Here is an 18,017-nt window from a genome sequence, read left to right as displayed (position 1 = left end):
CCTAAGGGTGAAACCTGCGCCCCAACGCATCCAGGCGGACCGCAATCGGTGGCAACTGCTCACTGCTGCGCGCCAGGGTTTCCACATCGTCTGCGGTGCTTTGCGCAATGCTCTGCACCGCCTGCAAGCGCCCGACAATTTCCAGGTTCGCGCTGGACTGCTCGCGCGTGGTGGTGACAATTCGGCCATTGAGCTGATCGATGTGCGCAATGTCGGCGCCCACTGCCTGCAACATCTCGACCGCCAGTTGACTGTCTTGCACGCAGCGCTCCACGCCTTGCTGGCTGTCGTGCATGGCTTCCACGGCCTGACGGCTGCCTTGCTGCAAGCCTTGGATGATCTGTTTGATTTCCTGGGTCGACACCGCCGTGCGTTGGGCCAGGCTGCGCACCTCATCGGCGACCACGGCAAAGCCACGGCCCTGTTCCCCGGCCCGCGCCGCTTCGATGGCGGCATTGAGCGCGAGCAGGTTGGTCTGGTTGGCGATGCTGCTGATCACCTCAAGCACCGAGCCGATTTGCTCGGCCTGTACAGCCAGGCCCTGTACGGTCTGGTTGGTGCCATTGATGCGAGAGGCCAACTGGGTGATTTCCAGCTGGGCGCGGCCAACGCTTTCCTGGCCTCGCACGATTTGTGCGCTGGCCTTGCCGGCGTGCTCCACCGCTTCTTCAACGTGCAGGGTGATGTGGCCCATGGCGTCGTCCATGCGCTGCATCGAGCCGGTCATCTGAGTAATTTCTGCCAGCTGATGGCGGGCACCGGTTTCAAGGGTGCCGCTGGCACTTGCCAGTGCCTGGCCCAGTTGGCCAAGCCCCTGGGAGTCGCGGGCAACGCCGTCGATCAAGAGGGTGATCTGTCCCAGGAAATGGTCGAAGCGCGTGGCCAGGGACACGTGCGCCTTGTCTTTGCCTTTGGCGGTTTCCACGGTGAACTGCGACGTCACCGCCAGCATCTTCTCAAGCATTTCCTGGCTTTCGACCGCTTCGCGCTGGCTATGAATGGCCAGATACAACAGCGCGACCGTCTCCATCACCACGTAGAACGCGTGAACAAACACCATGCTCCAGCCACCGTGATGGTCCATCACAAACACCGGAAAGCCTTCGTGTTGCAGGGCATGAAACACCACATGGTGTACGGCAATGGTCGCCGCAGCCACCAGAATAGGCAGCCAGTCGCGATAAAACGTCAGCACCGCCAACAGCGCGAAAATGCCAAAGTGCGATTCGATCACGCCCTGCGCCTGGTTGATGTGCAGCGCCGCCATCACCATCAAGCCGGCGCCGAGCACGCAACGCATCAAACGCGTGCCGCCCCAGGCGCGGTACAGTGCCGTGAGCAACACGGCGGTGCCGCCACCGACGACCACCGCCTGAATCAGCGTGTCGTGCCAGAACGCCAGGCCCAGTGAGAACCCGAACATCAGCCAGATCAACGCCAGCATGATGCGGTCGGCCTTGCGGTAGTGCTCCAGAAAACGCGTGCGGACGGGCATTTATGCTTACTCCTTGTAGTCGAGCCAGGATCAAGGCATACAACGTGCCACCGTCCGGGCTGGCAATAGCATATCGGCATCATTGAGGGCGACTTGAGGCCTTGCCAAGCATTCCGGCGTCGCGTGTTCGGATACGACGGCGTCCTACTGTGGGAGCTGGCTTGCCTGCAATAGCGGTGTATCAGTCCTGGAATTGGGTGACTGACACTCCGCATTCGCGGGCAAGCCCGCTCCCACAGGTGTAATTCACAGATGATCCGCGTCAATCACCGCCTGGGCGAACGCCTCAGGCGCCTCTTGCGGCAAGTTATGGCCAATACCTCCGCTGACCAGGCGGAAGGCATACTTGCCGGTGAAACGTTTGGCATAGTCCTCAGGCTGAGGGTGGGGCGCACCGTTCGCGTCGCCTTCCAGCGTAATGGTCGGCACGCCGATGGCAGGCGCTTGCGCCAGCGCTTGCTCGAGCGCCGCATACCTTGCTTCGCCTTGTACCAGGCCCAGGCGCCAGCGGTAGTTGAAGACGGTGATGGCGACGTGGTCGGGGTTCTCCAGGCCCTTGGCGCTGCGCGCGAACGTGGCGTCGTCGAACGCCCATTTCGGCGAGGCGGTTTGCCAGATCAGTTTGGCAAAATCGCGGGTGTTGTTCTGGTAGCCGGCGGCGCCGCGGTCAGTGGCGAAGTAAAATTGGTACCACCACTGCAATTCAGCTTTGGGCGGCAACGGATTTTTGCCCGCCGCCTGGTTGCCGATCAAATAACCGCTGACCGACACCAGCGCTTTTACCCGCTGCGGCCATAGCGCCGAGACAATATCCGCCGAGCGTGCGCCCCAGTCGTAACCACCGAGTACCGCTTGCTGGATGTTCAGTGCGTCCATAAAGTCGATCACATCCTGGGCCAGCGCCGCAGGCTCGCCATTGCGCAGGGTTTTATCCGACAGAAAACGCGTATCGCCATAGCCGCGTGCATACGGAATCAACACGCGGTAGCCCTTGGCAGCCAATAGGGGCGCCACGTTGGCGTAGCTGTCGATGTCGTAAGGCCAGCCGTGCAGCAGAATGACCACCTGACCCTTGGCCGGGCCGACCTCGGCATACGCCACATCAAGGAGGCCGGCCTTCACGTGCTTGAGTGCACCGAGTGCGGAGTGGCTGGCGACACTCGGGATATTGATGTCCGGCATCTCGGCACTGGCAGCGCCAATCACACCGAACTGCAGCAGCGCAAAGGCCAGAAAAGTGGAGCGGCGAGTCAACGGGGTGTGCATGGCGAGCCTCCTGGGGCTTGATGGGTGCCGGGCACACAGTTGAACGCTGCGGTGTATCGGAAGTATTTCAGCCAAGGCTACGGGTTAAACGTTATGTATCGCAGTGGCCGCTGTACACACTGCGATACATCAAGCGTGGGCGGCTACGAAAACACGATTTCGTAAGGCTCGCGCATCCGCTCCAGCAACTCCTGGGCAAGCATCGGGGCCAGCCCGATTTCCGGGTCACCGACCAATTGGCTGGCGTACGCATGGGTGGCGTGCAGCTTGCGCGCCACGCTCCAGGTGTCCAGGCGCACTTTGCGTGCGCGCTGCCACGGAATCACCGCGCCTTCGCGTACCGGCCAGTGCCAGGCCCAGATGGGCAACTCATACAGCCGCGCACTCATCAGGGTGCACGCCTTGGCGCTGGCACGGCCGACGGCATCGTGGTCGGGGTTGCCGTCGTTGCGCCAGGTGGTGAACACCACGTCGCCGGGTTGCAGGTAACGCGCGATAAATTGGCTCATGGGCTGCTCGCTGGCCGCCAGTGCATCGTCGCGAAACCCCCCGCGAATCCACTTCAGGCTGTGCAATGGCATGCCCAGGCGGCGCAAGGCCTCGGCGCTTTCCTGGGGCCGAATGACACTCAGGCGGCTCGCCGGCCAAGTGTGGGAGCCGGGATGACTGGCGCTGCCATCGGTGATGGAAATCAACAGCAGCGGGTGTTCCAGGGTGCTGAGTATCTGCAGCAGCCCGCCGCAGGCCAGCACCTCATCGCCTGGATGAGGCGCAATCACCACCACACGTGCGCCCGAGGGCACCAGTGATGAAGGGGTAATGGCGGGGATTTGCGCCAACTGCGGCGCACTGTTCCAGATTTGCGCGGGGCCGCGACGGCCCTCGCCTAAGGAGGCAGGTTTCATGGGTGTCACATCCTTGTCATCGATACTGGGTCGTGCCCCGTTAACGGGACGACTCTTATTAATCACCACAGACTCCGCTGCGGTGAGGTGCGGCACTCCAACCCTGGAGTGCCAGCAAGGCCCTGTCAGCATAGACAAGGATTCACTGCTCTAACATCTCGAAACTTGGATTTTTTCAGATGGCCTGCATCAGGCTCTTCAAATAGTCGCCAAAACCGCCTTCGGCACGGCAATCGAGGCGGGCGCTGGTGATCACTTGCGGCGTGTGGCTCCAGGCGATGGAGGCGCCGCAGCGCTCGAGGTCGCGTACCAGCTGCACGTCTTCGTGACAGGCCAGCGGCTCGAACCCACCGGCTTGCACGTAAGCGCCGGCGCTGACGCCCAGATTGGCACCGTGAACATGCCGATGGCCGTCGCGGGCCTCATACGCCTGGTTGTAGCGGATCTGCGCGGCCGAGTCGAAACCCTCGCTCCAGGCATCCACCGTCACTGTGCCGCAGACCGCGTCGACCCCCAGTGCCAGTTGCGCCACCAGCCAGTCGGGGGCGACGCGGCTGTCAGCGTCGGTGCAGGAAATCCAGCGCGCGCCCTGGTTCAACAAGTGCCGCGCGCCCACGCCGCGCACGTGCCCGACATTACGCGCCTGCACGTGCAGGCTTTGCACCGGGTACGCCTGGGCAATCGCCTTACTGCCATCGCTGCAACTGTCGAGCACTGCCAGGATCACGACCTCTTCGCCGAGCAGTCCCGGGTGGCTAGCGGCAATCATGGCGGCTTTCAGGCAGTCGCCCAGCAACGCTTCTTCGTTATGCACGGGGATCAGAATGCCGATCATCGCAAGCCCTCGTGGCGTGCGACCGACGTCGCGTCGCGGCTCCACAGGTCGAGCAGGAAATCACTTTCGTGGTGCTGCGCGACGGGGGTCATACCCAGCCGCTGTTGCAGCAGGGCATGCACCTGTTCAGCTGTTTGTGGGCAACCTTCAATGGGCGGGCGCCAATGACAGGCAAGCAGTTGGCCGTCGGCGGTCAACGAGGCGAGGGCGCGGTCGATCAAAAGCGTCAAGTCATCGGCGTCGAGGTAATAACACAGCTCACTCAGCACGATGAGGTCAAAAGGGCCGGCGGGCCATTGTTCCGGCAATCGACTGTGCTGCACCTGCGCGTGGGCGAACCCCAGCAAGCGGGTTTGCGCCAGGGCGACGGCGGCAGTTGCCGTGTCACAGCACAGCAAGCGATCACACCGAGGCGCCAGTTCAGCGCTCAGTTCGCCGTTGGCACAGCCGGGCTCGAATACCGACGCGTAGCGCGGACGAGTCAGCACCGCGAGCGTCAAGGCGCGCTTGCGACGCTCGTACCAGCGTTGACGGAAGGCCCACGGGTCGTCGTTTCCGGCGAACAGTTGATCGAAATAGGGGGTGGCAACGCTCATACAAACACCACTTCAAAGGGTTGCAGCAGCCGTTCCACCACATACGGCGCCAGTACCGGCGGCAGGCCGATCTGCGGGTCGCCTTCCAACTGGCTGGCGAACGCATGAATAGCGTGACGTTTGCGCGCCACAGCCTCGGGTGTCAGGGGAATTTTGCGCGCACGGTGCCACGGCACCTGGCTGTCTTCGGGGGTTGCCCAATGCCAGGTCCACACCGGCAGTTCGTAGACAGTGGCACCCGCTGCGTGCGCCGCCTTGGCGCTGGCACGGCCGACCGCTTCATGGTCGCAATGCCCGTCTTCGCGCCACGTGGTGAACAACACATCATTGGGTTTGAGATGACGCTGGATAAACGCCGCCAGTTCGTCTTCCCGTGCCGCCACGTTGCTGTCGGAAAAACCCGCCCGCAGCCATTTCAGACTGTGCAGCGGCAAGCCCAGGCGGTGCAGGGCCTGGGCCGACTCCTGCGGGCGCACCACACTCAAACGCTCCACCGGCCAACGCCTCGAGCCCGGATGGCTGGCACTGCCATCGGTCACGGAAATCAGCTGGATCGGCCGACCCAGTGCTGCCAAGCCCTGCAACAAGCCGCCGCAGCCGAGCACTTCATCGTCCGGATGCGGCGCAATGATCACGGCGCGATGGCCTTCAGGCACCAATTGCTCGACGCTGATCTGCGGCAACTCGGCCATATGCGCCGAGGCCTGCCACTGATGCAACGGCGTGCCTTGGCCGACAATCGGATTGGGTTTCATAGTTGCCACCTCCCTGTGGGTTCACCGGCCACCTGTTCGCCCAAGGCGGCCAGGTCGCGTTCGGCATGGCTTTGGCGCACATACACCGGCAAGTCCGCCATCAATTGGGCGAAGTGCGGGTCCTTGCAATAAGGCCCTGCGCCGAGTGCCCGCCCGACATGGTGGATCACCTGTTCGACGGTATCTTCGATGCATGCACGCGCCTGCTGGGCGATCTGGCGGGCGTCGGCCGACGGCTCGCGGTCAATTTGATCGGCACTGTCACGCAGCACACAGGCGGCGCTGTTCAACACACTGTCCACCGCACCCAAGTGCGCCAGCGCATGGGGTTCGGGGCGTTTGCTGCACTGCTCACGCAAGGCTTCCGCCAGGCGCTGCGCTGCGCCATACCAGCACGCGGCGATACCGATTCCGCCTTGCCAGAAACCCGGGCGGGCGAGGTAATCACCTGGCCCGCCAATGGCGATGCCGCGGGCCTCATTGAAGATCACTTCGACACTGCCGGTGGCCGCCATGCCCACGGCATTCCAGCCCTCATCGGTCACACGGATACCCGGCTGGTCCATCGCCACGGCGACCAATTGCTGGCGATCATCTTCATCCCACGCCGTCAGCAGCCCATGGCTGACCACTGCGGCCCCGGAACACCAGGCTTTGCGCCCATCAACGATCAGCCACTGCCCGTCGCGACGCACGCGCACCTTCGCCGTCGGCGGCTCGGCGGCCCACATGCCCCACGTACTGCCCAAAGGCGGCAAAGGGCTGTCGAGTTCGGCGATGATCGCCAACGCATCAGTGTGCCCCTCAAACAACTTGCACAGACGCAAGTCATGCCCGGCCACCTGCGCCAGGCGGCTGAAGCGCGCCAATGTCTGGCCGCTGCCGGGCAATGGCAGTTGGTCCAGGCCTTCCTCCTGAAGTGCCTTCAGGGCATCGCCCAGGGCTTGCGTGTCCGCATAGCCCCGGTAGCCTTGAAGGAATCCGTGCAGGGCCATGTCACACCTCGTCGTCGCGCTGCAATTCGAACAGCAACAGCGAGCGGCCGGTGACGGCGTACTCGTGGTCGAAATCAAAGCGTTCCTGGCCACGTACCGCTGGCGCATTGGTGTCGAGCATGCAAGTCCAGAACTCACCTTCCGGTACCGGTGGCAGGCGGAAATTGACCATGTCGTGGTGGGCGTTGACCACCAGCAACAACGTTGCGTCGGCACCGGCACGGCGAATCCCGGTCTCCTGGGCGCGGCCATCCATCAACATGCCCAGGCAGCGACCGTGGCTGTCTTGCCACTGCTCGGTGCTCATTTCGTTGCCATCCGGCGCCAGCCAGGTGACGTCCTTGACGCCGATGTCTTCGTTGTAGTCGCCGACCAGGAAGCGTCCACGGCGCAGGATCGGGTACGCCAGGCGCAGCTTGATCAAGCGTTTTACAAACTTGAGCAGCGCCTTGCCATCGTCGTCCAGGTCCCAGTTGACCCAGCCGATTTCGCTGTCCTGGCAATACGCATTGTTATTACCGTGCTGGGTGCGCGCGAATTCGTCACCGGCCACCAGCATCGGCGTGCCTTGGGACAGCAGCAGGGTGGCGAAAAAATTGCGCATCTGGCGCAGGCGCAGGGCGTTGATTTCCGGGTCGTCGGTGGGGCCTTCAACGCCATGGTTCCAGGACAGGTTATTGTTGCTGCCGTCCTGGTTGTTCTCATCGTTGGCTTCGTTGTGCTTGTCGTTGTACGACACCAAGTCGTGCAGGGTGAAGCCGTCGTGAGCAGTGATGAAGTTCACCGAGCTGTATGGCCGGCGTCCCCGGTGGTTGAACATCTCGCCCGAAGCGGTCATGCGCGCGGCAAAGTCAGCCAGTTGGCCGTCGTCGCCTTTCCAGAAGGCGCGCACGGTGTCGCGGAAGCGGTCGTTCCATTCCACCCAGCCCGGCGGGAATTTACCCACTTGGTAGCCGCCGGGGCCGCAGTCCCACGGCTCGGCAATCATCTTCAACTGGCGCAGCACCGGGTCTTGGCGGCACGCCACGAGGAAGCTGTGGCGCTCGTCGAAACCGTCGCGGTAGCGGCCCAGAATCGTCGCCAGGTCAAAGCGGAAACCGTCCACGTGCATCTCGGTGGCCCAGTAACGCAGGGAGTCGGTGACCATCTGCAACACGCAAGGGTGGCTCAGGTCCAGGGTATTGCCGGTGCCGGAGTCGTTGATGTAGAAGCGCTTGTCGTCGGGCATCAACCGGTAGTACGAGGCGTTGTCGATACCGCGCATCGACAGGGTCGGGCCGCGCTCGTTGCCTTCGGCGGTGTGGTTGTAGACCACGTCCAGAATCACTTCCAGCTTGGCTTCGTGCAGGTGCGCGACCATTTCCTTGAACTCGGCGATCTTGCCGCTGGCCAGGTAGCGCGGGTCGGGGGCGAAAAACGCGATGCTGTTGTAGCCCCAGTAGTTGGTCATGCCTTTTTGCAGCAGGTGCTGGTCATTGACGAAGGCGTGCACCGGCAACAGCTCCACGGACGACACACCCAACTGGCGAATGTGCTTGAGCACATCATCTTCCATTAACCCGGCGCAGGTGCCGCGTACCGATTCACCCACCGAAGGGTGACGCATGCTGATGCCGCGCAAATGGGTTTCATAGATGATCGTGCGATCCCACGGCACCCGCACCGGCTGGTCGTTGCCCCAGGTGTGGGCCGGGTCGATGACTTTGCACTTGGGCACGAATGGTGCGCTGTCGCGCTCGTCGAAGCTGAGGTCGTCGTCGGGGTGGCCGATGGTGTAGCCGAACAGCGCCTCGGACCATTTCAGTTCGCCCACCAGCTGTTTGGCGTAGGGGTCGATCAGCAATTTGTTGTGGTTGAAGCGGTGGCCGTTGGCCGGGTCATACGCACCATACACGCGGTAGCCGTAAATCAGCCCGGGATGGGCGTCGGGCAGGTAGCCGTGGAAGGTTTCGTCGGTGTATTCGGGCAGTTCGATACGCTCCAGCTCCACTTCGCCGGAATCGTCGAACAGGCACAGCTCGACCTTAGTGGCATTGGCGGAGAACAACGCGAAGTTGACGCCCAGGCCGTCCCAGGTCGCGCCGAGGGGGAAGGGCAAACCTTCACGAATCCGCGACGGCTCGTTTTCCGGCGTCGGTTGGCTTTTATCGGGTTTGCTCATTGTTGAATTGCTCCTGCAAGGGGTCTTTTTTCAGGCCGAACGCGGCCGTGCTGGCTGTGTGCCAGGTCGTTATTCAGATCGGAGTGCGGTCCCTTGTGGGAGCGGGCTTGCTCGCGAATGCGGAGTGTCAGGCAACAGCAATGTTGTGTGTGCCGACGCCTTCGCGAGCAAGCCCGCTCCCACAGGGGGGAAGATGTTTAGCCCGCTGGCTTGGGCGGCGCCTTGGGCTTTTTCGGCGCCGCAGGTTTCGCGGCGGCAGGCTTGGCTTTGGGAGGCGGCTTAGGCGCGGTTTTCGGCTTGGCCGCAGGCTTTGGCTTGCTCGGCGTCAGCGCTTCCGCTTCCGCCAGCTTGCGTGCCATCTCCCAGTGGCGCGCGTCTTCGCCCTGGGGTTTACCTTCCGATTCCCAGATCTGATGCGCCAATTCGCGGATACGTTTGTCTTCAGTACTCATCACAATATTCCTCGCAGAAAATTTCAGCTTTCTTGATCATCAGGATTGATATTGATAAAGACATTGACCGGGAAATCCCCCAGGGCAGTGCTGATCAGCAGCTCCTTGTCTGGTGTGACTGCGCCTGTGTGAAAAAGTCCCTTCCAGTTTTGTGTTGTGGCGGCGAACGGTAATTTCACCCGCGTATCGCCCCAAACCTGCGCATTGATGTGAGGCAACACACCGTTTTCCAGCAGGCGATGGGACCACCGGGGTACCACCACCAGCAGGTGTGCGCCGTTGTGTTCGCGACTGAATGCGACGACGTGATCAGCGTGTTTGCCCGTGACGTGCAGCGGTGTGTAACGGCCGCTGCGAAACAGTTCGGGGTCGACCGTTCGCAGCGCCAACACTTGGGCAATCATCGCTTGTTTGATACGCCCGTCGCGCCAGTTCAACAACAGTTCATCGATGTCCGGCGGGGTTTCCAGCGCCTGTTGCCGTGCGCTGAAATCCACCGGGCGGCGGTTGTCCGGGTCCACCAGGCTGAAGTCCCAGAACTCAGCGCCCTGGTACAGGTCCGGTACACCCGGCACTGTGATTCGAAGCAAGGATTGCGCCAGCCCGTTCAAGGCCCCAGCCGGCGCGATGGCCTGGGCGGCGTCAGCAATGGCTGTACGCAACGCGAGGCCCTCATCGCTGAGTATCAGCCGCGAGAGGAACGCTTCGACGCCTTGTTCATAGGCCTCGTTGGGCGCGCTCCAGCTGCTCTGCAATTTGGCTTCGCGCAGGGCTTTCTGCTGCCACTGCCACAGGCGTTCCTGATAACCCTCCAGGTTCGAGTCGAGCGGCCAGCTACCGAGCAATGCCTGGTACAGAATCAGCTCATCGCCCGCCGACGGGCTGTTGGCATCGGTGCGCAAAGGCGCGGCGAGGCTGCGCCAGTGCTCAACCTGCTCGGCGTACCACGGCGCGCATTCGCTGAGCACCGCCAAGCGTGCGCGGCTGTCTTCGCCGCGTTTGTGGTCGTGGGTGGCGGTGGCCAGCAGGTTGTCCGGGAAGGTCTGCAAGCGGTGCGCGTTTATCGCGTGAAATTCGGCCACCGGCGCACTGAACTGCTCGGTGCTGAAGCCCACGTCATTGCGCGACAGCAGCACCGCCGAGCGATAGAACGCGGTGTCCTCCACGGCCTTGGCGGCGGCGGGTGAAGTCAACTGCTGAAAGCGCACGCAGGCATGCTTGAGGATCTTGCGTTCACGGCCCACCGGGCGGTTGCGCCAGGGCTCGCCCCCGAGGGATTTTGCAAGGTGCTCGAGCACCGGCCAGTCGCCTTCACCCAGGGTGCTGCGCGCACCTTCCATGGCCTGCTGAAAGAACACATCGTCGGCCGCGCTACGGCCACGGGCGCTGATATAGGTGCGGTACACCGGGAAATGCACGATCAGTTCCTGCAACGCGCGGCGGATCGCGCCCAGGGTCAGGTCGCGGGTCATCACATCGTCGCGGGCCACTTGCAGCAGGGCCTGCGCCACGCTTTCAAAATCGCCGCCGAGTGAGCCGTTGAGGATTTGCTGGCGCGCCAGTCGGGCTTCTTCGATAAACGCCGAAGGCCGCTCACTGTGCTGCGTCCACAATTGGGCCAAGGGCGCAAAGCCCGCCGGAGCGTGTTGCAGCAGCGACAGCTGATTCATGAATTCATAGCCGGTGGTGCCGTCCACCTGCCAGTCTTCGCGCAGGGTTTCACCTTCGCCGAGGATTTTTTCGACGAAGATCGGCAAGTGCCGTGCAGGCGAGAGTGAATCCACCCGGCGTCGCAGCTTGCGGCAGTAACCGCGCGGGTCGGCGAGGCCGTCGATATGGTCGATGCGCAGGCCGTCGACCAACCCTTCGCTGATCAGCTCGAAAATCTTGCCATGGGTGGCTTCAAACACGGCGGTACGCTCAACCCGCAAGCCGCCCAGTTCGTTGACGTCGAAGAAGCGCCGCCAGTTGATATCGTCCGCCGCCGTGCGCCAGCTGGCGAGGCGATACGTCTGTTGCTCCAGCAAGTGGTGCAGGCGCTTGAAACCTTCGGGCTGGCGGCCGTCGAACTCGGCCAGGCGCTGTTCGATGGCCGGCAACACTTCAGTGGCCCTTTCGGCCAGCGCGTGTTTCAGCCAGCCGGCTTCGGCATGGGCGTCATCCTGATAGGAGAGCGCGGTAAAGCGGTCCGCCAAGGGTTTGAGCAGTTCATCAGTGCCCAGAATGGCCGCGTAATCCCGAGGGCAGATGGGGAAGCGATGTTCGTAATGCTCCACATAAAACGCGCCGTGGGCCGCGTAGAACTTCAGGGTAAGGGTGCCGGTTTGCAGGGCCTCGCCGTAATCGCTGCCCAGAAATGGCATCAATAACTGGCCTTTGAGCAGCGGGTCGGGCGAGTGCCACTGAATGTCGAAAAATTCGCTGTAGGGGCTCAAACGCCCCCATTCCAGCAGGTCCAGCCACCACGGGTTATCCGCGCCACCGACTGCCATATGGTTGGAGACGATATCGAGGATCAGCCCCATCTGATGTTCGCGCAGCGCCGCGACCAGGCGGCGCAACGCCGGTTCGCCGCCGAGTTCGGGGTTTACCGTGGTCGGGTCCACCACGTCATAGCCGTGCATGGAGCCGGCGCGAGCGCTGAGCAAAGGGGAGGCATACACATGGCTGATGCCTAGCCGGGCGAAATACGGCACCAGTGGCACCGCATCGTCCAGGGTGAAACCTTTATGGAATTGCAGGCGCTGGGTAGCGCGCAGGGGAACAGCTTTCATCGGTCACGCTCATGGGCTTGGTTGCGCGCGACGGCCAGCAATTCGAGGCGGCGGGCGGCGTTGTCATTGTCAAGCAGGCTCGCGGCCTCGCCCGGCAGGCGACGGCGCCAGTTGGGATGGGTATCGGTGGTGCCGGGCAGGTTGGCTTGCTCCTCGATGCCCAGCGCATCTTCCAGCGGCAGCAACACCAGCGGCGCACGGGTGTGGCCGAGGTAACGCACGCTGGCGTCGATCATGTGGTCGGTGTCGTTGCGGATCTCATCGACAAAGTTCTGCGGGTCCTGGCTCAAGGCCTGACGCAGCGCCTGACGTTCGCGCAGACGGTGCTCGCTCCATTGCTCCACGGTGGGCGCGTCGATCAGGCCGAGCTGAATGTTCCACTCGATATCCCGGCTGTGCCACCAGCCATTGAGAGTGGGCAGGTCATGGGTGCTGGTGGTCGCCAGGGCATTGTCCGGCCAATCGAGGATCGGCTTGAACTGGCCGTCGTGACCTTGCTCGAACAGCAGCACGCGCATGCCCAGAATCGAACGGCCGATAAGTTTTTCGCGCAGGCCATCGGGCACTGTGCCCAGGTCTTCGCCGAGCACGATGGCTTGATGACGATGGGATTCCAACGCCAGCAGGCGCAGCATGTCGTCCACCGGGTAATACAGGTACGCGCCTTCGCGGGGCGAGGCATCCATGGGGATCACCCACAAACGTTGCAGGCCCATCACATGGTCGATGCGCAGGCCACCGGCGTGGGCGAAGTTGGCGCGCAGCATCTCGATAAATGCACGAAAGCCATGACGTTTGAGGCCTTCGGGGGAAAACGCGGAAATCCCCCAGCCCTGGCCCGCACGGTTGAGAATGTCCGGCGGCGCGCCCACGGTGAGGTCGGCGAGCAGTTCATCCTGGCGGCTCCAGGCCTGGCTGCCACCGCCGTCGGCGCCGACGGCCAGATCGGCGATCAAACCGACGCCCATGCCGCTGCCCTTGGCGGCCTGTTGCGCACGGGCAAGGCTGCGTGCGATCAGCCATTGGCTGAAGGCGAAGTAACCGATTTCGTCGCGGTGCTGTTCGGCGAACTCCGTCAGCGCCGGGCTTTGCGGGTTGCGCCACGCCTCGGGCCAATGCCGCCAGTCAAGGTCCTCGCCAGCGGCCGCGCGCACCGTTTGCACGGCTTCGAAACGGCAATGGTTTTCCAGCGCTTCGCCACCGGCCTGACGGAAGCTCAGGAAGTCGGCGTGTTGCGGATGCCCACCGTGGCGGAAGTCTTCATACAGGGCGCGCAGCAGGCGTTGCTTGGCCTTGGCGGCGGCTGGCCAGTCGATCAGGGTCAGTTGCTCCAGCGTATGCAGTTCATCCTCAATACCCGCGGCTTCGATGGCGTTGCGCACCTCGCGCTCGCCAAGAATGCAGCCCGGCGAGGCGTACAAGCTGTTGAGGAACAGACGGCTGGACGGCGAATACGGGCTGTAGCGCTCGGGGTCGGCGCTGAACATCGCGTGCATCGGGCTGATGGCCACGGCGTCGGCGCCGCGCTCGGCCGCAGAACGAACCAGGTGCTCGAGCGCCAGGGTGTCACCGAAACCGCCGTCACCGAGGCGGCGCAGCGCATACAGTTGCGCGCTCAGGCCCCAGGCGCGGGCGGTTTGGGTGTCGACCGCTTCGGCCACGCTGTAGCAGTGAGTGGGGGCTACGGCCAGGGTGAAAGTCTGGTCGGCGATATGCACCTGGTGATAGCCAAGGGCGATCACGCCGGGTAACACAGCGCTGCCGTCGAGGCGCAGCTCCAGGGTTTCGCCGCCTTCCAGACTGACCCGACACAGCGTGTCGGGCTCGAAATAGCGCGCCAGGTCCAGGCCTTCGCCGCTGTCCACTGTCAGCAGTGGCGGCAAGTGTTTGTCTTGTTGCACCTGCTCCAGTTCGAGCAGGCTGGCGTCGATCTCGGCGTCCGTGTCGGCCGGGTGGCCCAAACCTTTGAGAACGGCACGCAGGGCGTCGGGTTTCACATGTTGCGGGCGGCCGTTAGCGTCGATCCAGTCGACGGCCAGGCCCGCGCGGCTGGCGAGTATTTCCAGGTTCGCTTCGCTCAAGAGTGCTCTCCAACAGGGGATAGGGCGACGCGCACGCTGAACGGCGCCAACTGCGCCTCGTCATGGGCGGGCGTCTCGAATAGCAGGTGGGGCGGCGCCGGGTAATCCAGCGCGGTGGCGCTCAAGTTCAAGTCAATCTGCAACACGCTGCCATTGCCCAGGCGCCAGCGCGCTGAGACGGCGCCATTTGCCAGCACCTGCGCACCCAACGCCACGCTGCCGGGCAGGTGCGGCACGATATGCCGGTGGCGCAGGCTCAGCAGTTGGCGATAGAACTGCGCGTGTTCGTTGTCGCTGAAGGTCGGCGACGATTGCAGGAATGTCGGCAGGGCGTTGGGGTCGGGAATGTGCTCACGACGCTCGGGGTCTTTAAACGCTGCGAAGTCGGCAAACTCGTTGCGACGGCCTTCGCGCACGGCTTCGGCGAGTTCGCCATGGTGATCGGTAAAAAACAGAAAGGGTTCAGCGGCGTTGGTTTCATCGCCCATGAACATCAACGGGATCATCGGCGACAGCAGCAGCAACGCGGTCGCGGCCTTCAGCGCCTGGGGCGAACACAGCTGATGCAGGCGCTCGCCAAAGGCACGGTTGCCGATCTGGTCATGGTTTTGCAAAAACAGCACAAAGGCGCTCGGCGGCAAATGCCCGCTAGGCTCGCCGCGCACATGGCCGTGGCGGGTGGATTCGCCCTGATAGATGAAGCCTTCACCCAGGCAGCGCGCCAGCTTGGCGGTGGTGTCTTTGGCGAAGTCGCTGTAGTACGCGTCGGTTTCGCCGGTCAGCAGCACGTGCAGGGCGTTATGCCCGTCATCGTTCCATTGCGCGTCGAAGTCGTGTTCCAGCAGGCTGGCCTGGTTGAATTCATTCTCCAGCACCAGCCATACATGGCGGCCAATGTCGGCTTGTTCGCGCACGCGTTGGGCCAACTCCTTCAAGAAACCGGGGTTGTCGATCGCGTGCACCGCGTCCAGGCGCAAGCCGTCGAAGCGGTATTCCAGCAACCACATCAGCGCGTTATCGAGAAAAAAGTCACGCACTTCACGGCGGTCGAAATCAATACCCGCGCCCCACGGCGTGTGTACGTCTTCCTGAAAGAAATTTTTAGCGTACTGGCCGAGGTAGTTGCCGTCCGGGCCGAAGTGGTTGTAGACCACGTCGAGGATCACCGCCAGGCCGTGTTCATGGGCGCTGTCGATCAGTTGCTTGAGCTGTTCGGGGGAACCATAGGAGGCTTGGGGCGCGTAGGGCAGAACCCCGTCGTAACCCCAGTTGCGCTCGCCGGGAAATTGCGCCAACGGCATCAACTCAATCGCCGTAACGCCCAGTTCAGCCAGGCGTGGCAGTTGGGCCTCGACGGCGGCATACCCGCCCAGCGCGCCCACATGCAGTTCGTAGATCACCGCCTCATGCCACGGGCGGCCTTGCCAGTTGCTGTGCCGCCATTGATAGGCGAGCGGGTCGACGACCAGGCTCCAACCGTGCACGTCCAGTGCCTGAGCCCTGGACGCCGGGTCGGGAACATCCAGTTCGCCGTCGATGTTGTAGCGGTAGCGCGTGCCCGCCGGGCACGCTATTTCGGTTTCAAACCAGCCTTCCGCCTGAGGCAGCATGGCGACCGATTTGCCGTTTTCCAATTCAACGCTCACATAAAACGCGTCTGGCGCCCACAAGGCAAAACGCGTGTGTTGCGCGTCCAGCATGATTGCGCCGTGGGGCCAGGTTTCCAGAGTCCGTAACGGCATCTATAGAGACCTCCCTTTGATTATTTTGCGGATTTCCCCAGTGCTTTAGCCACCAGTTGCTCGTACAGCTCGGCGTAGGGTTCTACCGCCTGGCTCCAGTTGAACGGTTGAGTCATGGCGCGCGAACGCATGGCGTTGAGCAGGCCCGGGTAGTCGAACACCTTGAAGGCGCGGGTCAGCGCTTCTTTATAGCTGTCGACGGTCGATTCATTGAACAGGAAGCCGGTGACGCCATTTTCTATGGTGTCGGCCAAACCGCCGGTGTTGCGCGCGACCGGCAGCGAGCCGAAGCGCTGGGCGTACATCTGGCTCAGGCCGCACGGTTCATAGCGCGACGGCATCAGCAGGAAGTCACTGCCGGCGAACATACGGCGGGCATCGGTTTCATTGAAGCCGATACGCACACCCACTTGGCCTGGGAAGCGCAGCGCCAGTTCACGCATGGCTTGCTCTTCTTCAGGCTCACCCCGACCGATAATCGCGATTTGACCGCCGTTCTCAACAATAAAGCTGGCGACGGCTTCGGTCAGGTCCAGGCCTTTCTGATAGACCAGGCGCGACACCACCGCGAACAGCGGGCCGCTGGAGTCATGCAGGCCAAACAGCTCACGCACGTGCGCGGCGTTGACGGCCTTGCCGTCCCAGTCGCCAATGTTGAAGTTGTGGGTCAGGTGCGAGTCCGTCGAGGTCTCCCAGCTGTCTTCAATGCCGTTGGGGATACCGCTGAGCAGACCCTGTTGGGTCTTGCTGGCGAGAAAACCGTCCAGGCCACAGCCGAATTCGGGGGTGGTGATTTCTTGGGCGTAGGTGGCGCTCACGGTTGTGATATGGCTGGAATACGCCATGCCAGCCTTGAGGAACGACATCTTGCCGTAGAACTCCATGCCTTCCTGTTGCAGCGCATGCGGCGGAATTCCCAATTCAGGCGTGCAACCCAGGCTGACCACACCCTGGTAGGCCAGGTTATGAATCGTGAACAGCGTGGGCGTGCGCGAACCACGCCAGTGCATGTACGCCGGCGCCAGGCCAGCGGGCCAGTCGTGGGCGTGCACCAAGTCCGGGCACCAGTGGATTTGTGCCAGGTTGGCGGCGATGTCGGCAGCGGCCAGGCCCAGGCGGGCGAAGCGAATATGGTTGTCCGGCCAGTCGCGGCCGTTGTTGGCGCCGTAAGGCGTGCCTTCGCGCTCATAGAGCTCGGGGCAGATCAGTACATAGATGACCAGGCCGTCCTTGAGGTCCATGCGCCCGATCTTGCACGGCGGCAGCGCAGCGTGGCCACCCAGTTCGCCGATGATATGGATCGGGTTGTCGCTTTCCATCACCTGCGGGTAACCCGGGATCAGCACGCGCACATCGTGCAGATGCGCCATGGCGCGGGGCAGGGCAGCGGACACGTCGCCCAGCCCGCCGGTTTTCACCAGGTCGGCGAATTCGGAGGTGACAAACAGCACTTTCTTGCGATTCGGGTTCTGACTCACGATCGGCCGCACAGTGTTGGGCAGGTCGGCCAAGGATGTAGGCCCCCCTGCCGGCTGACTAACACGCTCTCCCTGAGTATCTAAAGCGGCACTGATCATAATGCACTCCCACATTTTGGTGGGCTAATGGCCCGCTGCCATTAGCTCCGAAGACCGCATCCTGCGGCCAGGCGCGCAAGCGCTGTACAGATCTGGCAAGGCTTATGCCAGTTGCACGATAAGCAGAAATAGTTTGGATGGACGGGCATCGGCTGTTAACCGAACACACACGCCTTACCTAAAACTGGACCTACGGCAGAGTTGGAAAGTTTCGATTTTTTGCGGGGTTTTTGTTTTGGAACGGACCCATCGGTCATGAGTCTAGGACAGATCCCAGAGCCTGTAGGGTTTTCAGGAAGATTTTGTAGGACAAAAATATTTTAACGACAAAGGCTCTGGTTATTAACCTGTGGCGAGCGGACGTGTTGTGGCAAGCCTGCTTG

The 18,017-nt window shown here is 62.7% G+C and carries 13 protein-coding genes and 1 pseudogene; all 14 read right to left on the bottom strand.

Annotated features, from left to right (window positions below):
• Position 1: 1 nt before the first annotated feature.
• The 14 genes and pseudogenes from BFW87_RS26760 to glgA all read right to left on the bottom strand — a co-directional run bounded on the left by BFW87_RS26760 (position 2) and on the right by glgA (position 17,634).
• The gene (locus BFW87_RS26760; protein WP_078742704.1) at positions 2-1,495 is read right to left on the bottom strand and encodes a methyl-accepting chemotaxis protein; all 1,494 of its coding nucleotides are present in this window, start codon (positions 1,493-1,495) and stop codon (positions 2-4) included.
• A gap of 246 nt (positions 1,496-1,741) precedes the next feature.
• The gene (locus tag BFW87_RS26755; protein ID WP_078742703.1) at positions 1,742-2,761 is read right to left on the bottom strand and encodes an alpha/beta fold hydrolase; all 1,020 of its coding nucleotides are present in this window, start codon (positions 2,759-2,761) and stop codon (positions 1,742-1,744) included.
• Between the two features lie 143 nt (positions 2,762-2,904).
• Positions 2,905-3,666 carry a PIG-L deacetylase family protein gene (locus tag BFW87_RS26750; RefSeq protein WP_078742702.1) on the bottom strand — a complete coding sequence of 254 codons (762 nt, stop codon included), beginning with the start codon at positions 3,664-3,666 and terminating at the stop codon, positions 2,905-2,907.
• Positions 3,667-3,841: 175 nt separating this feature from the next.
• Positions 3,842-4,501: a glycosyltransferase gene (locus BFW87_RS26745; RefSeq protein WP_078742701.1), complete on the bottom strand. Its 660-nt coding sequence runs from the start codon at positions 4,499-4,501 to the stop codon at positions 3,842-3,844.
• Positions 4,498-5,097: an SAM-dependent methyltransferase gene (locus BFW87_RS26740; RefSeq protein ID WP_078742700.1), complete on the bottom strand. Its 600-nt coding sequence runs from the start codon at positions 5,095-5,097 to the stop codon at positions 4,498-4,500. The genes BFW87_RS26745 and BFW87_RS26740 overlap by 4 nt, the downstream gene beginning before the upstream one ends.
• A complete protein-coding gene (locus BFW87_RS26735) occupies positions 5,094-5,852 on the bottom strand; it encodes a PIG-L deacetylase family protein (RefSeq protein ID WP_078742699.1) in 759 nt (252 codons plus the stop codon). Before BFW87_RS26735 ends, BFW87_RS26740 begins: the two co-directional genes overlap by 4 nt.
• Positions 5,849-6,847, bottom strand: coding sequence for an acyl-CoA dehydrogenase family protein (locus tag BFW87_RS26730; protein WP_078742698.1), 999 nt, complete (start codon positions 6,845-6,847; stop codon positions 5,849-5,851). Before BFW87_RS26730 ends, BFW87_RS26735 begins: the two co-directional genes overlap by 4 nt.
• Position 6,848: 1 nt before the next feature.
• Positions 6,849-9,008 (bottom strand): glycogen debranching protein GlgX, encoded by a 2,160-nt coding sequence (gene glgX, locus BFW87_RS26725; RefSeq protein ID WP_078742697.1) that lies wholly within the window; start codon positions 9,006-9,008, stop codon positions 6,849-6,851.
• A gap of 93 nt (positions 9,009-9,101) precedes the next feature.
• Positions 9,102-9,203, bottom strand: a pseudogene (locus tag BFW87_RS32665) (metal ABC transporter ATP-binding protein); the annotation flags it as partial.
• A 2-nt stretch (positions 9,204-9,205) separates the two neighbouring features.
• Entirely contained in the window at positions 9,206-9,460 is a 255-nt protein-coding gene (locus BFW87_RS26720; protein WP_078742696.1) for a DUF2934 domain-containing protein, read from the bottom strand.
• Positions 9,461-9,483: 23 nt separating this feature from the next.
• Positions 9,484-12,234, bottom strand: coding sequence for a malto-oligosyltrehalose synthase (locus BFW87_RS26715; protein ID WP_078742695.1), 2,751 nt, complete (start codon positions 12,232-12,234; stop codon positions 9,484-9,486).
• Entirely contained in the window at positions 12,231-14,315 is a 2,085-nt protein-coding gene (gene malQ, locus BFW87_RS26710; RefSeq protein ID WP_078742694.1) for a 4-alpha-glucanotransferase, read from the bottom strand. Before malQ ends, BFW87_RS26715 begins: the two co-directional genes overlap by 4 nt.
• Positions 14,312-16,057, bottom strand: coding sequence for a malto-oligosyltrehalose trehalohydrolase (gene treZ / locus BFW87_RS26705; protein ID WP_078742693.1), 1,746 nt, complete (start codon positions 16,055-16,057; stop codon positions 14,312-14,314). Before treZ ends, malQ begins: the two co-directional genes overlap by 4 nt.
• Before the next feature lie 20 nt (positions 16,058-16,077).
• Positions 16,078-17,634, bottom strand: coding sequence for a glycogen synthase GlgA (gene glgA, locus BFW87_RS26700; protein WP_078742692.1), 1,557 nt, complete (start codon positions 17,632-17,634; stop codon positions 16,078-16,080).
• Positions 17,635-18,017: the final 383 nt, after the last annotated feature.

Origin of the sequence: Pseudomonas fluorescens (genome assembly GCF_002022275.1) — a bacterium.
GTDB classification, from domain to species: Bacteria; Pseudomonadota; Gammaproteobacteria; order Pseudomonadales; family Pseudomonadaceae; genus Aquipseudomonas; species Aquipseudomonas fluorescens_AJ.
This window is presented reverse-complemented; position numbering and strand designations above follow the sequence as displayed.

Bases quoted from the DNA above. Each gene is read 5' to 3' on its own strand.
- BFW87_RS26760 (WP_078742704.1), bottom strand. From the start codon at position 1,495: ATGCCCGTCCGCACGCGTTTTCTGGAGCACTACCGCAAGGCCGACCGC.
- BFW87_RS26755 (WP_078742703.1), bottom strand. From the start codon at position 2,761: ATGCACACCCCGTTGACTCGCCGCTCCACTTTTCTGGCCTTTGCGCTG.
- BFW87_RS26750 (WP_078742702.1), bottom strand. From the start codon at position 3,666: ATGAAACCTGCCTCCTTAGGCGAGGGCCGTCGCGGCCCCGCGCAAATC.
- BFW87_RS26745 (WP_078742701.1), bottom strand. From the start codon at position 4,501: ATGATCGGCATTCTGATCCCCGTGCATAACGAAGAAGCGTTGCTGGGC.
- BFW87_RS26740 (WP_078742700.1), bottom strand. From the start codon at position 5,097: ATGAGCGTTGCCACCCCCTATTTCGATCAACTGTTCGCCGGAAACGAC.
- BFW87_RS26735 (WP_078742699.1), bottom strand. From the start codon at position 5,852: ATGAAACCCAATCCGATTGTCGGCCAAGGCACGCCGTTGCATCAGTGG.
- BFW87_RS26730 (WP_078742698.1), bottom strand. From the start codon at position 6,847: ATGGCCCTGCACGGATTCCTTCAAGGCTACCGGGGCTATGCGGACACG.
- glgX (WP_078742697.1), bottom strand. From the start codon at position 9,008: ATGAGCAAACCCGATAAAAGCCAACCGACGCCGGAAAACGAGCCGTCG.
- BFW87_RS26720 (WP_078742696.1), bottom strand. From the start codon at position 9,460: ATGAGTACTGAAGACAAACGTATCCGCGAATTGGCGCATCAGATCTGG.
- BFW87_RS26715 (WP_078742695.1), bottom strand. From the start codon at position 12,234: ATGAAAGCTGTTCCCCTGCGCGCTACCCAGCGCCTGCAATTCCATAAA.
- treZ (WP_078742693.1), bottom strand. From the start codon at position 16,057: ATGCCGTTACGGACTCTGGAAACCTGGCCCCACGGCGCAATCATGCTG.
- glgA (WP_078742692.1), bottom strand. From the start codon at position 17,634: ATGATCAGTGCCGCTTTAGATACTCAGGGAGAGCGTGTTAGTCAGCCG.